This window comes from Paenibacillus sp. Leaf72 (assembly GCF_001422685.1).
Classification (GTDB): Bacteria; Bacillota; Bacilli; order Paenibacillales; family Paenibacillaceae; genus Pristimantibacillus.
On record NZ_LMLV01000023.1, the window covers coordinates 451,898 to 466,405 of the forward strand.

At 44.8% G+C, this 14,508-nt stretch carries 15 protein-coding genes, 1 tRNA gene and 1 pseudogene; 5 read left to right on the forward strand and 12 right to left on the reverse strand.

The window, feature by feature from the left end:
• Positions 1-115: 115 nt before the first annotated feature.
• A pseudogene (locus tag ASF12_RS20725) lies at positions 116-943 on the forward strand (IS256 family transposase); the annotation flags it as partial.
• Between the two features lie 495 nt (positions 944-1,438).
• On the opposite strand, the gene ASF12_RS33870 reads toward ASF12_RS20725, so the two are convergent.
• On the reverse strand, positions 1,439-1,669 hold the full coding sequence (locus ASF12_RS33870) for a helix-turn-helix transcriptional regulator (RefSeq protein ID WP_081418937.1): 231 nt from the start codon (positions 1,667-1,669) through the stop codon (positions 1,439-1,441).
• A gap of 68 nt (positions 1,670-1,737) precedes the next feature.
• Between ASF12_RS33870 and ASF12_RS20735 the strand changes: the two genes are divergently transcribed.
• On the forward strand, positions 1,738-2,112 hold the full coding sequence (locus tag ASF12_RS20735) for a helix-turn-helix domain-containing protein (protein WP_056038807.1): 375 nt from the start codon (positions 1,738-1,740) through the stop codon (positions 2,110-2,112).
• Between the two features lie 522 nt (positions 2,113-2,634).
• Here ASF12_RS20735 and ASF12_RS20745 read toward each other — a convergent pair.
• The 3 genes from ASF12_RS20745 to ASF12_RS20755 form a co-directional block, all read right to left on the reverse strand.
• Positions 2,635-2,707 (reverse strand) — tRNA-Val (locus ASF12_RS20745).
• Positions 2,708-2,850: 143 nt separating this feature from the next.
• Positions 2,851-3,510 (reverse strand): expansin EXLX1 family cellulose-binding protein, encoded by a 660-nt coding sequence (locus ASF12_RS20750; RefSeq protein ID WP_442952545.1) that lies wholly within the window; start codon positions 3,508-3,510, stop codon positions 2,851-2,853.
• Between the two features lie 222 nt (positions 3,511-3,732).
• Positions 3,733-3,978: a YolD-like family protein gene (locus tag ASF12_RS20755; protein WP_046230532.1), complete on the reverse strand. Its 246-nt coding sequence runs from the start codon at positions 3,976-3,978 to the stop codon at positions 3,733-3,735.
• Positions 3,979-5,175: 1,197 nt separating this feature from the next.
• Here ASF12_RS20755 and ASF12_RS33875 point away from each other — a divergent pair.
• Complete coding sequence (locus ASF12_RS33875; RefSeq protein WP_081418938.1) at positions 5,176-5,352, forward strand: YjfB family protein; 177 nt, start codon at positions 5,176-5,178, stop codon at positions 5,350-5,352.
• Positions 5,353-5,539: 187 nt separating this feature from the next.
• Positions 5,540-6,529, forward strand: coding sequence for an S-layer homology domain-containing protein (locus ASF12_RS20760; RefSeq protein ID WP_056038816.1), 990 nt, complete (start codon positions 5,540-5,542; stop codon positions 6,527-6,529).
• Between the two features lie 122 nt (positions 6,530-6,651).
• Here the strand turns inward: ASF12_RS20760 and ASF12_RS20765 are convergent, their stop codons facing one another.
• The 7 genes from ASF12_RS20765 to ASF12_RS20790 form a co-directional block, all read right to left on the reverse strand.
• Positions 6,652-7,329, reverse strand: a complete 678-nt coding sequence (locus ASF12_RS20765; protein WP_056038819.1) for a uracil-DNA glycosylase — start codon at positions 7,327-7,329, stop codon at positions 6,652-6,654.
• Positions 7,330-7,356: 27 nt separating this feature from the next.
• Entirely contained in the window at positions 7,357-8,019 is a 663-nt protein-coding gene (gene rnhA, locus ASF12_RS20770; RefSeq protein ID WP_056038823.1) for a ribonuclease H, read from the reverse strand.
• A gap of 183 nt (positions 8,020-8,202) precedes the next feature.
• Entirely contained in the window at positions 8,203-8,835 is a 633-nt protein-coding gene (locus ASF12_RS20775; protein WP_056038826.1) for a Bax inhibitor-1/YccA family protein, read from the reverse strand.
• Between the two features lie 191 nt (positions 8,836-9,026).
• Entirely contained in the window at positions 9,027-9,440 is a 414-nt protein-coding gene (locus tag ASF12_RS20780; protein ID WP_056038829.1) for a LysM peptidoglycan-binding domain-containing protein, read from the reverse strand.
• A gap of 98 nt (positions 9,441-9,538) precedes the next feature.
• Complete coding sequence (gene abc-f / locus ASF12_RS20785) at positions 9,539-11,458, reverse strand: ribosomal protection-like ABC-F family protein (RefSeq protein ID WP_056038832.1); 1,920 nt, start codon at positions 11,456-11,458, stop codon at positions 9,539-9,541.
• A 300-nt stretch (positions 11,459-11,758) separates the two neighbouring features.
• On the reverse strand, positions 11,759-11,902 hold the full coding sequence (locus ASF12_RS35255; RefSeq protein WP_200931651.1) for an RAxF-45 family protein: 144 nt from the start codon (positions 11,900-11,902) through the stop codon (positions 11,759-11,761).
• 83 nt (positions 11,903-11,985) lie between these two features.
• On the reverse strand, positions 11,986-12,726 hold the full coding sequence (locus ASF12_RS20790) for a Fic family protein (RefSeq protein ID WP_056038834.1): 741 nt from the start codon (positions 12,724-12,726) through the stop codon (positions 11,986-11,988).
• Positions 12,727-12,970: 244 nt separating this feature from the next.
• On the opposite strand from ASF12_RS20790, the gene ASF12_RS20795 reads away from it, so the two are divergent.
• The gene (locus ASF12_RS20795; RefSeq protein ID WP_056038837.1) at positions 12,971-14,086 is read left to right on the forward strand and encodes an acyltransferase family protein; all 1,116 of its coding nucleotides are present in this window, start codon (positions 12,971-12,973) and stop codon (positions 14,084-14,086) included.
• A gap of 154 nt (positions 14,087-14,240) precedes the next feature.
• Here ASF12_RS20795 and ASF12_RS35795 read toward each other — a convergent pair whose 3' ends face one another.
• Positions 14,241-14,414, reverse strand: a complete 174-nt coding sequence (locus tag ASF12_RS35795; protein ID WP_155973322.1) for a hypothetical protein — start codon at positions 14,412-14,414, stop codon at positions 14,241-14,243.
• Positions 14,415-14,508: the final 94 nt, after the last annotated feature.

Genomic DNA, 14,508 nt, shown 5'->3' on the forward strand with positions numbered 1-14,508 from the left:
AAACTCTCAAACCCGATTACAATAGAAGAAAGGCTGGTTTGAGAGGATGGCACCGATGGCGAGATTCAATAAGGAACAAGTGAAGGCATTTGTGAAGGAAAACAACCTCAAAACGATGGAAAGGAGCTATTTGCAGAGACGCTGCAATCCATGCTAGAGGCTGAGCTCGACACGGAGCTGGGCTATGAGAAGCATGATGTGAAAAGCAAAGCGACACGTAATAGCCGTACCGGGAAAACGAAAAAGACGGTAACGAGCGAGTACCGCGAAATGGAGATAGCCGTGCCTCGTGGTCGTCATGGTGAGTTTGAGCCCGTTATTGTAAAGAAGCATCAGTCCACCGTCACCGGTATTGAAGACCAAATCATCGCGATGTACGCGAAAGGTGTCAGTACGAGGGATATTCAAGATCACCTCCATCATTTGTACGGAATAGACGTCTCACCAACCATGATTTCAAACGTGACGAACAAAATCGTCCCCCTCATTAAAGAATGGCAGAATCGGCCGCTGCAAGGCATCTACGCAGTCGTATTTATGGATGCGATTCATTACAAAGTGAAGCAAGACGGCGCCATTGTGAATAAGGCCGCCTACATGGTCATTGGCATCGATTTAGATGACAACAAGGACGTATTAGGCATGTGGATTGGGGAGCACGAGTCCGCTAAATTTTGGCTCAGTGTATTAAACGAGCTTAAAAACCGTGGTGTACAGGACATTAGGCATGTGGATTGGGGAGCACGAGTCCGCTAAATTTTGGCTCAGTGTATTAAACGAGCTTAAAAACCGTGGTGTACAGGACATTCTGATCACCTGTGTGGATAACCTCACAGGCTTCTCCCAGGCCATCTCCGCCTGCTATCCGAACACCGAGATTCAGAAATGCATCATTCACCAAATCCGTAACTCCATCCGTTACGTCTCCTACAAGGATCTAAAAAATGATGTCAGTTACAATATTTATATCAGTCTCCAATTTTGAAACTGATTCTTTTTTCGTTTCACTCATACATGCTTTTCTCCTCTCTCTTACATTCGTCCCATTACTACCTAGAAGACCAAGTATTTCGAGTATCAACACTTAAATCATCTGCCGCCGCTGCAACGGTGGCTTTTTCATTGCTATCTGACATAATGAATGTTCCTCCTCTTATGATTACTATGGTTTGTAGTTATCTTCTTGTTCCCGCTTCCAATCATCCTCTCTTAACGTCAATGTTTCAGCCGCTTTCATACTAAGACTTTCTCGGATTCTCCGTTCAGCTGCCGCCACTTCTTCCGAAATGATTGTTCTTATGGATAACTCAATTGAAATACCCAGCTTACAGCCCCCTAAATCGTATTTTAAATACATTTTATAGGCAAAAAAATAAGCACACCTTTACATCCTATTTTAAATACAGTATTATGAATTTGTCGTATTAATAATACTGTTTTATAGATCAGGAAATAAGACTCTCGGCTCGCCTTTTAGTCGGTCGCAAATTCTATTCATTAGTTTAACACTTGGATTTACACGACCGTATTCTAAGCTTCGGATATGATCAACATGTACTGATAACTCAGAAGCCAGTGCTTCTTGAGTCAACCCCTCATCAACCCTAGCTTTTTTGAGTTCGACTCTTTTCAATTTGTCACCACCTTGTTTATTCGTTGTGATCATCATGCATTGTATTTCAAATACAGTCAACAGTATTTTTAATACAATTTATTTCGGAAGGATGTAAAGTTATTATGTCACTAGGAAGCCGTATTAAAGTTCTAAGAAAATCCCTCAATCTTACACAAAAACAAATTGCGGATAAGTTAGGGATGGGCAATTCCAATTTCGGGCACATCGAAAATGACAGAGTAACGCCTACTAGCAAAGATTTAGACACCCTAGCGGAAATTCTCGGGACTTCTACGGATTACCTTTTAGGACGCGAGGAACAAATTCAAGCCCCTTCTTGGGCAACAGAAAACGACATTTTTGATTTAAAAAGGTTGTTAGAAGCTGATGGTGAAGTGCTATTTGATGGCGCGCCAATAAGTAAGGAAGACAAACTTAAAGCAAAAGAATTTCTAACAGTTCTTTTTTGGGAAAGTAAGAAGAAGCAAAATAAATAGCAAAAAAAATGCATAACACTCTATGATCTTGCGCTTCCACCGCTGCGAGGCGGTTTCTTATAGACAAAAAAAGAACATGCGTTCTGTTTAGGGGAATGAAATGCCAAAAGGTAGCATCGAAAAGAGAGGAGAAAACACTTGGAGATTACGAGTCGATTTATTAAATTTCACGGGCTACGACACAGTTCAGGTACTCTAATGTTAGAAGATGGCGAAGATGATGCAGCTAACTTTGATTCCCTTCTCATTGCGATTCAGCGTAGACTAGGGCATGCCAGGTTATCGACCTCAGCTGACACTTACATGCATATCACCAAAAAATTTAGACAACGCACAGCGAATAAATTCGATAAATTTTCTAGAAAAAGTACACAAGATTGATCCTGAATAGTCTTATAAAATCAATTAGCAAAGAATCCGTCCCCAGAATGTCCACAGATCGCTTTTCACTGACAGTAAGCAAAAAATTGAAAAAACCCAAGAAACCATATATAATGCGGCTTCTCAGGCTTTTTCTTTGTATGATCTGTAGTGGGCTCGAACCACTGACCCCTACCCTGTCAAGATAGTGCTCTCCCAGCTGAGCTAACAGATCGTATATTAGCGACGTTTATTAATATACCAAGCTTGAGCGGAAAAGTCAACCATTTTGCTATTATTTTTTTTGAGCTTCAAAAAAAGCTTCGTCCTCCAATCAACCGGAGAATGAAGCTTTTTGTTTTCAGCCTATGCTCCATTTCAGCTCGGGAATTGAACATTTCCCGGAACTATATAAGCGCCTGATGTACCGTTTGCTGGAAGTGCGGGAATCGTATCCAGAACCGCTTTCCCGCGAATATCGGTTATCCGAACCTGCAGCGGGCTTGTCCCCATGTTCGTGCCCAAGAAATGGTTATAGTCCATTTTCTCCAGATTGATCCACGCGCCAGCCTTCTTATATTCCATTTTCATGACCGGATAAAAATGATTGCGCACTTGAATCGCCGCCCACCACTGGCTGCTGCCTTCCTTCACCCGGTACGAAAAATTTCCGGTTATCGGCGCTTTCACGACTTTCCATGAAATATTGATTGTGCCTGCCGACATTTCCCCAATTTTAGCAAAAGCGTTTGGCGACAAGTCAAGCGCTCCCGGAGCGCCTTCCGGGTATAAATCGGTGACATAGACGACCGTTTTGCCCTTAGGCCCCGTAACCTCCAAGTAAGCGCCCGCAAGCGCCGCTTTGACCCCATTGTAATTCATATCAGTCGGATTTAAGGCCGTAATTTCCATATTCGGATTAATCGGATCAAGCAGTACTGCACCGCCCGAATATCCTGAGCCTGTATACGTCGCATAGCTTGTACGCACATCGTTCCAAGCTGCAAACGCCTGCACCGCCGGGTACAAAACGAACATCGCAAGACAAACGATTCCAAATTTGACTACACCGTGCTTTTTTTTCATAACAGAAACCTCCTCCACATTTTTGAAACCCTAAATCTACCAGTAGAGTCCATTCTAAGTGGTGAGGAGGAATATTTGCTAGCACTTTCGATACTTCTTTTCTAGCATTTTAATGACATTTCCCAACAAAACTAGACTTTATTCGTCAAAAACAAGGAGCATCTGCCGCTTCGGCTAGCTTGCGTTATTGTTCACCTTCATAATATCCATGAACGGAATTTTAGTAATTTCTTCACCTTTCGCTACGTGCACCAGCCTCGTCCGGGAATCCATTTTTACAATTAGCCCCGCAACGGGTTCTTCCCAGTTCCACACCTCAAAAAGCAGCTCAATACCCTCTTGATACGCTTCAACCAGGCGCTCTCCGAGCTCCTCCAATTCAAACTCATCCCTTGTCGGGCGCTTTGGTTTCTTTGCCATTACTTCCGTCTCCATTCTATGTTTTAGTACATGACCTTCATTTAACTCATGCCTTTTTCAACCCATCTTTAAATCATACCCTTTCTTCAAAGCATTTGTCATGGAGATTATGAAATTAGGCAAAAAAACATCCCCCTGCCATAACATGGCAAGGGGATGCTTCTTCTCTATTTTTAACTTAGAACGCATGGTTAAGGAAATACTGATTAGGTCAGGATGGAACTAAGCCGCTTCTATTACCACATACAGGAGCAAATGATGATAACCAATAGAATGAACAGTACAAGAATAGCGCCTGGGCTTGTGAAAGCACCGCCTACTTTATTTCCGCAGCCACCGTATCCTGGACCTACTCCTACATTTCCTACTTCATATCCCATTTCGTTGCTCATCTCCTTTTTTTAAGGTACACAGCATCATATGGTCAAAAGCCAAAAAGGGTTGGGCTTTCAGGCAAAATGGGTATTTGCCTCGATGGACGGGTGCCGCTGCTTCTTTTTTTAATTTTCCGTTTACATTACGTTCATTCCCAGATAACTAAACAGGTGCATACTGACTTTAAGCAGGAGGTGATTCACCCATGTATTATGAAGAAGATCGCGTACCGTTCGATGCGCCAGATGAAGTCATTGTCAAAGAGGAGAAAAAAGAATAAGGAAACGCCAAGGCTTCCCGGACACAATGGGAGCTTTTTTTATTTTATTTTCAGCTTCGTTTCAGTGCAGTTTCAGATGGTTAATCCATACTAGCAACATACTCCCTTTTAATATATTTTTGGGCCCGCTTGAATAGCGGGCTACTTTTTTGCCTATTTTCAAAAAAAATGATCAGATGGCCTTGAAATATAAATTTAATGTTGTTATCAGTTGGCATTCATTTTATTTTAAGGTTGGCTGCCTATACTAATCACATGACCCCCCACTATTTATATAGTTAATCCTTGACGACTCGCCTTCCGGCGGGTTCTTTTTTTTGCTTAAAGATGCGTGCGTGAATGGCTATTTATATCATAGAAAAAAGCATTAAGCTAAAAATCAGCTTCGTTTCATTTCTATTTAAGGTGCGAGGCGCATACTGACTTTACTCTCTTTTCGACATATATGGTTGTGACCCGCAGCGATGCGGGTTATTTTTTTTGCCTAATTGTATTCATCCCTCCGCCATGCTTGCCGATAATAAAGGTGGAGGTGGTGAATAATGGATATAGCAGCATTATCAACGTCACTTAGTCAAGCATCACTCGGCACGGCTGTATCGGTTCGCATGCTGGATATTGGCCAAGACCAAATGCAAGTGCAGGCACAAGGACTTATCAAAATGATGGAGCTCAGTGTAAATCCAAATGTCGGCAGCCTACTAGATATTAAAGTATAGGATAGGCAAGTGTGGAGCGGGAAGGTCAATCCTTCCCGTTTTTTCATGTTGTAAAGAAAATAGTACGCTTGCTAATTAGCCTATAAGCGAACAAATGAATCGATTTCGCTTCGTTTTGCAACAATAAAAGAAATAGCAACGTCTGGGATGATATAAGAAAGCGAAAAAAATAAAGAGGTGACTGGAAATGAAGAAAAAACCACTACTGTTAACCCTTATCTTGACCATGATGATGCTGACAATCGGACAAAGTGCCTGGGCCTTCAACGATGTCAAAAATGACCCGAATGCCAAAAAAATTGAAGCGCTCCAGCAGCAAGGCATTATTTCCGGGGACAAAGACGGCAATTTCCGCCCGCAGGGCAAACTGACTTATGCAGAAGGAATCTCCATGATTGTCAAAGGACTTGAGCTTAACTTCGATCATATTCGTTTCATTAAGCAGCCGCTGGCAGCCGACTATTATACGAATATTAAAGATGACAAATGGTACTCCCAAGCTTTCATCATCGCCCATTTCTACGATCTTGGTGTAGCTAAAGATGTGAAAGCAAATGACGTGATGACTCGCGAGCAATTCGCGCAGCATTTGTTCAAAGCGATTGACAATAAAGTGACTTATGCCATGATTGAAATGTATGTGATGCTTAATGATGAGGCCGATGTAAATCCAGATTTTATGGGCAATATCCAAAAGCTGCTCCTCAGCAAAATCGCAACGCTTGACGCAAAGCAAAATTTTTACCCAACGGCTTCCATTAAACGCAGTGATGCTGCGGCATGGCTGCATGATGGAATTGCATTTATGAAGGAAATGAAGGAAAATGAAGCACCTGCTACGGGAAATGAGCCAACGGATAACCCTTTCACAGATGCAAGATTGACCGTTACGCCAGTCAATGCTGAAGTCAATAAAGTGACGGTAACAGCAACGGTGCCTCATCCAGGCTATGGCATTCAAATTTCCGGCATCACGTTTGATGGCGACCAAGCCACTATTAAGTTAGAGCGCACGGAGCCTAAACCCGATCAAATGTATCCCCAAGTGATTACAGAAGTACAGGTTACAACTTATGTAGATGCTAAATTCAAGCCCGTTCTTCCAACAGCCGCTAATGCCGTTTCAGGCAGCTCCGCTGCTGCTCCTGCGGGCAGCAATACGTCTGTCGCTTCCTAATAATTGAAGCTGAAGAGCTTCAGCTAAAACCATTTTAAAAAGCCGCTGAACTACGCGTAAGCCATTACGCAAGTTCAGCGGCTTTTGGTTTGTGAATGAATGCGGTTATACAGCTTGAAAAATTATAATGCCGGTATACTCCAATCGATTTCTCGCTCTCCCAGCTCGTTCAGATAACCATTTGCTTGCGAGAACGGCTTGCTGCCGAAAAATCCGCCACGGGCAGACAATGGACTAGGATGTACGGACGTAATGATTTTATGCTTGTCCGTGTCAATGAGCTCCAGCTTCTTCTGGGCGGGATTTCCCCATAAAATGAATACGACCGGACGCTCGCGTTCATTAAGCGCAGTGATGATACGGTCAGTGAAGGTTTCCCAGCCCTTCTTCTTATGCGAGTTGGCTGCGGCCGCTTCCACTGTCAGCACCGTATTTAGCAGCAGCACCCCCTGCTCTGCCCAAGCTCGCAGCGAGCCATGGGATGGAATCGGGCAGCCCAAGTCTGCATGAAGCTCCTTATATATGTTGCCCAGCGACCTTGGCACCGCAACTCCTGGCTGCACGGAGAAGCTCAGGCCATGCGCCTGGCCTTCTCCATGATAAGGATCCTGTCCTAAAATAACGACCCGCGTTCCTTCATAAGACGTGTAATTAAGCGCATTAAACACATCCTCCTGCTTCGGATAAACGGTTTTGGTGCTGTATTGCTCCGTCAAGAAAACTTCTAATTTCTTGAAGTAGGGCTGTTCAAATTCAAATTGCAGCTTAGCTGCCCAATCATTGTTCAACTGCTGAAACACCGCGTAGTCCCCTCTCTATGTATAACGTTATTTTCTCCCAAAATCTGCTTTAATTTCTCCCCATTCCTCAGTGTTCCATTTGAGCACTTTATTCGGATAGGTGTTCGTCTTGAGCCATCTCTCCGCTTCGTCTGTCAGCGCCCAAATTTTTGCTGTAGAGGCATCTCTTACGAGGGTCGATGCGACCTTCTTATTACGCAGCCAGCTGAGTGCCGTTCTGGAGTCGCTGTATACCGTTCTCTCGCTGCCCTTCTGCTTCAAATAGGCGAGTGCATGCACAACGGCGATAAATTCACCGAGATTGTTCGTACCATTCGGAATCGGCCCTACATAAAATAAAATTTCGCCTGTCTGCGTATCGACTCCCTTGTACTCCACTGGACCCGGATTGCCCCGCGTACCGACATCTACAGAGATGCTGTCATAATCGATTTCTCCGGACTCTTGCGGCTTGGAAGCCGTTTTCTTAAAACCGCCCGAGCTGCTGCTTGCGCCGCCTGCCGTGCTTTTCCCCTTGCCCCAGTGGCTGCGCCAGCCCTCCTTGAAAGCGGCCTCCGCCAGCGCCTTGGATTCAAAGGACTTATATTTCGCATCCTGAACGCCATTCACCTGCTCCTGGCATTCCTTCCATGTTGCGAATACGCCTGCTTGCTTGCCTACCCAAACGACATAATATTTTGATTTCGCCATTAGCTTGTTCTTACCACCTTTACCAAACGTCCATCCTTCTATTAAATCGAAAAATGCGGCTCCTGTCCACCCGGATGACAGAATCAAACAAGGTGAAACGGCTGTCGCCGTCCTTTGGCGGCGCGGTGCGTTTCAAAAAAAGCGACCAGCAGCGCTGATCGCTCTTCCTTGAAAATCACGTCCTTAGTCTCGGCTAGCACCAAGGAAACGCAGAATGAACAGAAACAGATTCACGAAGTCAAGATAAATGCTCACGACGATCATCGGAATGTCCTCATCGCTAAAGCCTTGACGAGTAAGACGCGAGAAGTCAAACAGCGTCCAACCGATGAAGATCAAAATACCGAAGCCGGATACCATCAGCTCTGTTGTACCCGAGAAGGGGAGGAACAAGCCGACGAGTGTCATCAGTACAAGTACAATAGTGGAAGCGAACAAGAAGCCGCCGAGGAATGAAAAATCCTGCTTCGACTTAATCGCGTAAAGCGCCGTACCGCCAAATGCAAGAATCGCAACGCCAAGACCTTGCAATACCAGTGAAGCGCCCAGCATGCTAATATAGCTCGCAATGACGAAATACATCGTCAAGCCGGATACGAACATAAAGCTGTACATCAGCGTGTAGCCGATCGATTTCTTTTTTCGTAAAAAGAGCAGTGCAATCAGAAGTCCAATTTCCACTATATACAGCGGCATAGCCAGTACAGGCGGAACAACCTGACCGATTAAGAAGCCGACCAGCGATACGAGCAGTGAAAGAAATAAGACCCGAAAAACTTTCGGCAATAACAGTTGCGAAGAACGAATCGTATCCATAAAATAAGCTCCTTTACTATTAATTTAGTTTATTCTATTAGCTATTTTACACCAATTCCTTGAATAATAACACTATATGTAAGCATAGCTTTTCAAAAATCACAATGTTTATCACTTGAATATTTACAGATAAAAGAAATAAGCCGCCAGATCACAGCGATCGGCGGCTTATTGTTATTTTCAAGTAAAGATTAGGAATGCTGCCCGGGATACATCATGGGCTGAGTTTGCTGGCCGCCAACCGCCGTCTCCGAATATGTCTTTTGACACATCATATTAGAAATTCGCGGAATGTATACCATTTCCCCTGCTTTTAATTGAGCCGGGTTCACATGGGGATTGGCTTCCTCCATGATCGCATGAGGAACGTTGTATTTATGACAAACTGCCGCTAGCGTCTCCCCATGCTGGGCTTGGTGCTGAGCGTATATCATATCGTCCGAGTTGCCTTCTCTGAAGAAAGGGAACAAAAATGGTGAAAAGAAGAAAAATGGGAACAAGAAACGGTTAGGGAAAAAAGGATGAGGGAACGGACGAAAGAAAGGACGGCCGAACCCACCACCAAAGCCACCACCAGGAACAAATGCACGATCTGTACGATCCATAACAAAACCTCCGTTTTTTTATATAGTCATTCGTCTATATAGAGTATTGTTTTGGGCGCCATTGGTGACAACTTTTTTGAAAATTTTCCAAATATGCACTAGCTCGACAGCTCCAGCCACTGTTCCAAACGCTGATCCAGCCTCGTTTGCAGCTCTTCCCGTTCCCTCCATTGCTTCTCAAGATTTTCCGTGTCGCCCATGCGATCCAATCGTTCCAGCTCGGCATCAGCTATTGCAATTTCGGCTTCAAGCTTAGCTATCTCCTGCTCCATATGCTCCAGTTTGCTTTCAGCAGGTGCCGGACTTCCATTTGAGCGTGGCTTTTCTATACCTGCACCTTTAGCTGTTCTCGCCTCTCCTTTGGCGGATGAATTTGCTTGAGCAAGCCGTTCCTCCCGCTTCGCCTTAAAATCATCATAGTTGCCCAGATAAGTGGCGACCTTTCCTTGTGCCAGCTCCCATACCCGCTTAGCCAAACGATTGATGAAATAGCGGTCATGCGAGATCGCAAGCACCGTGCCGGGGAAATCCTCCAGCGCCTCCTCCAATGCTTCGCGCGATGCGACATCCAGGTGGTTAGTTGGCTCATCAAGCAGCAGTAAATTTGGCTTGCGTCTTACAAGCAGCGCAAGCCGCAGCCGTGACCACTCTCCACCAGAAAGCGCTGCGAGCGGCTTAAATACATCCGCCCCATAAAATAAATATTTAGCAAGCACATTCCGTGCTTCGCCTTCCTCCAAGCCGCCCTCAAGCCGGAAATGCTCCAGCACCGTTTGCTTATTGCCCTTTAACGGCTCCTGCTGCGCCAAATATCCGATTTCCAATCGCGTTCCCTGCGCCACTTGCCCGCTATCCGCTTCCATCACCCCGAGCAGCAGCTTAAACAGCGTCGTTTTCCCGGAGCCGTTATCGCCTAGCAGCACGACTTTCTCGCCATATAGCAAGCCGCCCTCTGCCTCCCGTAAAATGACTCGTTCCCCGAACTGTTTCGTCAAACCTTCAAACGAAATGACGTTGCGTCCAGAACGGTCAAGCGGCGACAGCTCGAACTCCGCTGTATTCCGCTCCAAAACCGGGCGCTTCACCGTTTCTAATCGCTCTAACGCCTTGCGGATCGACGCCGCACGCTTGAAAAACTTCCCGTTGTCGCCGATGCGGCCCCATTCTTCCAGTTGGCGAATCGTTTCTTTCATTTTTCGAATGACTTTCTGCTGCTCTTGGAACTGGGCAAATTGCTGGAGCAGCCGTTCCTCCTTCTCTTTCAGATAACCGCTATAGTTGCAGTGATAGGTGTGGGCTTCGCCATCCTCCAGTTCAATCATTTTTGTGCCGACGGTATCGAGAAAATAACGGTCATGCGATACGATAACACAAGCGCCTTCATAGTGCTGAATAAACTGCTCCAGCCATTCAATCCCTTTGAGATCAAGGTGGTTCGTCGGCTCATCCAGCAGCAGCAAATCCGGACGGACGACGAGCTGTGAAGCCAGAACGATGCGGGTTTTCTCGCCGCCCGACAAGCTGCTGAAGCTCCGCTGATCGTAGCTGCGGTCAATGCGCAGGCCGCTGGCAACCTGATCAATCGCCGTATCCATGTCGTAGCCGCCGCCCTGCTCGAATTTTTCCTGCGCAAGGGCGTATGTTTTCAATAGCCTCTCCAATTTCACAGCATCATTTGCCGCTTCTTCCCCCGCCATCTCGCGCTCCAGCTCCGACATTTCCTGCCTGCAGGCCATCAGCTCCCGAAATCCGTAGGCCATTACCTCATATACGGTAAGTGATTCGAACGCAGCAGGTATTTGCGGCAAGTAGCCGATTTGCAAATCCCTCTTTACAGTCAGCATCCCATCGTCAACCTGCTCATGTCCGGCAATCAGCCGGAGAAGCGTCGATTTGCCACAGCCATTGCGGCCTATGAGCCCTACTTTCTCTCCCTCCTGAAGCTGAAGCGTTACGCCATCCAGCACCAGATTTGCCGCGTGGTATTTTTTTATTTGTTGTACATTTACAATAATCATTTGAAGAGCCTCCTATTTGATGAGGAAGACCCTAGCTTGAAAACACAAGCAAAAACGACTTCGTCGTCCTTCTAGGACGAGCGAAGAGCTTTGTCGGAGAATTCTAAGTGAATATAAGGATAAAACTTATAAATGCTTAGAATTCAAGGTGAAACGGCTGTCGCCGTCCTCTGGCGCGCAGCGCGTTTCATTCCGAGAATTATAGAGAAAGGATAGAAACATCACATACTTTCCTATAATTCAAAAAGAGCCGCAGCAACAAGCCTGCGACCCTTCGAATGGCAAAGCAATCCGTTGTGGTTAAGGTAGGCGTCTTCTCGCGAATGGTATATCCGTATCGTTAAAAATGGACAGACTGATCCCGTTCGCGGAAAATGCATGAACAATGCCAGCCATAGCAATCGGCAGCTGGCTAATACGGTTATTGACCAATTCGTGATTCACCTACCTCACCTCCCTTTATGTTAGTGTTTTTACTTTATCATAGATTATGGTGCTGTGGCAATTTCAAAAATAGATGCAAACATTTATTTCACCGCAGAAATGTATGTTCGTAAACTCTCCTCTACACAATCAGCAATTAAGGCGATGAAGGGCTCCAACTGGTCATTGCTGCTGGCTTCTTCCAACGTCTCATAATATTTCAACCTTGCATCTGCGGCTGCTTTTACAATGGCAGGAGGAAATCCATGCTGCATTAAAACCAAATTCATCAATAAACGAGCCGTACGCCCGTTGCCATCTGCAAACGGATGGATAAAAACGAACTGAAAATGGAGCCTGGCTGCTAATTCAACAGGATGCAGACGGTTATGCTGCTCTTGATACCAATGCAGCAAACTTTCCATTTTTTCAGGTACAAATACATAAGTCGGTGGTATGTGCTGCGATCCAGATATTCGAACATTAATGGAGCGGTAACGTCCTGCATTCTCGTCGTCAATATTTTTCAATACTAAATGATGAATAGATTTAATTACTGATTCCGTTATAGTCATATTACGATGCACGATGTCTTGTACATAACTAATCGCTTCAGAATGATTAATGACTTCGAAATGCTCTCTAAGCTTTTTACCGCCAATGGTTAGACCTTCCTCCAGCACCAGCTTTGTTTCCAAGAGCGTTAACGTATTTCCCTCGATTGCATTTGAGTTGTAGGTCCACTCTACTCGGTAAACCTCCTCTAAATTCCGGACGGCCGCGGAGGGTAAGGGTCTTAGACTGTCGAGCTCTTGCTTTAATTCATTGATTTGTTGGAAATCCATCCTCTCACTCCTTTGAATAAACATAACCGTTATACCAAATTGATTTGAAAAAGCACCCTCTTTTCCATACGGCTAAATATATCCATACTATATCTGATTTGGATAGGGGTTTCAATTAACAAGGCCTAGCGCGGATACTAGTAAACATTCATCTTCAGCAAAAAAATACGCAATTCCCCGCCGAAATTCGCATTGAAACTTCCTTTTTCACATGATACAATTTGTATCAAATAAAGAGGAGTGGGTGAGTCCGATTAAAAAGGAATTGGTTAGTGAAATTTATTGGCTGCGAGCAGTTGCCTGTTTATTTGTCATTTTAAACCACGCTTTGGGCAATAATTTGGCGTTGTATTTCAGCGGACAGGAAGGGATCGCCTTCTATTTGCTCAAAATTTTTCAAATGGCGATTTTATTTGGCACCGGGACATTTGTATTTATATCTGAATTTCTGAATGCCAAAACGTATCATGGCAAACCGCCACAAGGCTTTTTTCAAAAAAGGGCGCTCTTTTTGCTTATTCCGTTTTTGTTTATGAGCTTCATTTTTGCTATTTTTGATACGGCTCAAAATGGTGCCTTTACGTTTGCCTCCTATTCCATCGAAGCGGTCAAAAATATTTTTCTAGGCGATTTCGTGCTTTGGTTCATCTTATTGCTATTCCAAATTCATATTCTCCACTTTCTCTTTAATCGCTATGCCAGCAAGCTTAAACCGCTAACGGTTATAGTCACTTCGTTTGTACTGAACTTTGGTTATTTGGCTTATTTCAGCGCGACATCAGCCCCAGGCTCATCCGCTGTCTCTACATACATTTGGGAAAGAGGCTACTGGCTGCTCGCCGTCGGCTGGATTTTTTATTTTACCTTGGCGTATTATGCTGGAAAGCATTTTGAACAGGTGAAGCAATATATTAGCAGACAAGGCGTCTGGCTATTTGCGATCATCCCCGTTTGCTTCATTGGGGTGATGGGCTTTCAGCAGCAAGGCATTTTCACCATTATATCCTCGAAACGCCCCGATATGATGCTCTATACGATCGCCATGATTGGGCTGATCCTCTATCTATCAGGTAAAACCCGCTCCGTGCCGAGATTCATTATGCTCATCAGTAAATATTCGTTCAGCCTCTACCTATTGCACATGATCGTCATGAAGCTGCTGCTCCAGTTTTTGCCGAAAACAAATTTCGCCGTTTCGTTTGTTGTTTGTTATGTGGGGAGCATTGCCGTCAGCCTTGTTATCGCCAACCTGTTCAATCGTTTCTCCTTCGGAAAATATTTGGTTGGCAATTTGTTGAAGACGCCAAAGCAAGGTGCTTCGGCGAAGCCGGCGCTGCAAGTGGGAGAACGTGCAGTTTAATCTTTCAAATAAAAGCCCCAACTACCAGAAAAAACATCTGGCGGTTAGGGCTTTATCTGCTGTGAACTGCTTTTAATAAGAAGAACCATTATTTGTCGATTTCCACTCCAATTCCGGAGTTTGCTGCTTTAGCTCTTACAGTTCATTCAACCGTTCAATGGTTATAAACTTGAAACCAACGGATTTGATGAAAGGTCGCCTGATTGCCATTTTGATTTTGTAAAATATCCGCATCTCGCTTGGGGGCGTAAGCCCTCGTTATATAAATGAAATGCGAGCGGCAGCCATCAGCCTCATAATTGCGCAAATGATCTGCATATCGCTTCAACTGCTGATCTCTCTCGCCGTGCCTAGCTTATTTTCGATAAAAATAATATGAGTTTGTTTGCCCTCTGCAAAACGTACCATCATGTCATGCCTGC

Excerpts from the sequence above, each read along its gene's own strand:
- ASF12_RS20760 (WP_056038816.1), top strand. The coding sequence starts at position 5,540 with ATGAAGAAAAAACCACTACTGTTAACCCTTATCTTGACCATGATGATG.
- ASF12_RS20790 (WP_056038834.1), bottom strand. The coding sequence starts at position 12,726 with ATGGATTTCCAACAAATCAATGAATTAAAGCAAGAGCTCGACAGTCTA.
- ASF12_RS20755 (WP_046230532.1), bottom strand. The coding sequence starts at position 3,978 with ATGGCAAAGAAACCAAAGCGCCCGACAAGGGATGAGTTTGAATTGGAG.
- ASF12_RS33870 (WP_081418937.1), bottom strand. The coding sequence starts at position 1,669 with ATGATGATCACAACGAATAAACAAGGTGGTGACAAATTGAAAAGAGTC.
- ASF12_RS20735 (WP_056038807.1), top strand. The coding sequence starts at position 1,738 with ATGTCACTAGGAAGCCGTATTAAAGTTCTAAGAAAATCCCTCAATCTT.
- ASF12_RS20780 (WP_056038829.1), bottom strand. The coding sequence starts at position 9,440 with ATGGATCGTACAGATCGTGCATTTGTTCCTGGTGGTGGCTTTGGTGGT.
- ASF12_RS20775 (WP_056038826.1), bottom strand. The coding sequence starts at position 8,835 with ATGGATACGATTCGTTCTTCGCAACTGTTATTGCCGAAAGTTTTTCGG.
- abc-f (WP_056038832.1), bottom strand. The coding sequence starts at position 11,458 with ATGATTATTGTAAATGTACAACAAATAAAAAAATACCACGCGGCAAAT.
- ASF12_RS33875 (WP_081418938.1), top strand. The coding sequence starts at position 5,176 with ATGGATATAGCAGCATTATCAACGTCACTTAGTCAAGCATCACTCGGC.
- ASF12_RS20750 (WP_442952545.1), bottom strand. The coding sequence starts at position 3,510 with ATGTTCGTTTTGTACCCGGCGGTGCAGGCGTTTGCAGCTTGGAACGAT.
- rnhA (WP_056038823.1), bottom strand. The coding sequence starts at position 8,019 with ATGGCGAAATCAAAATATTATGTCGTTTGGGTAGGCAAGCAAGCAGGC.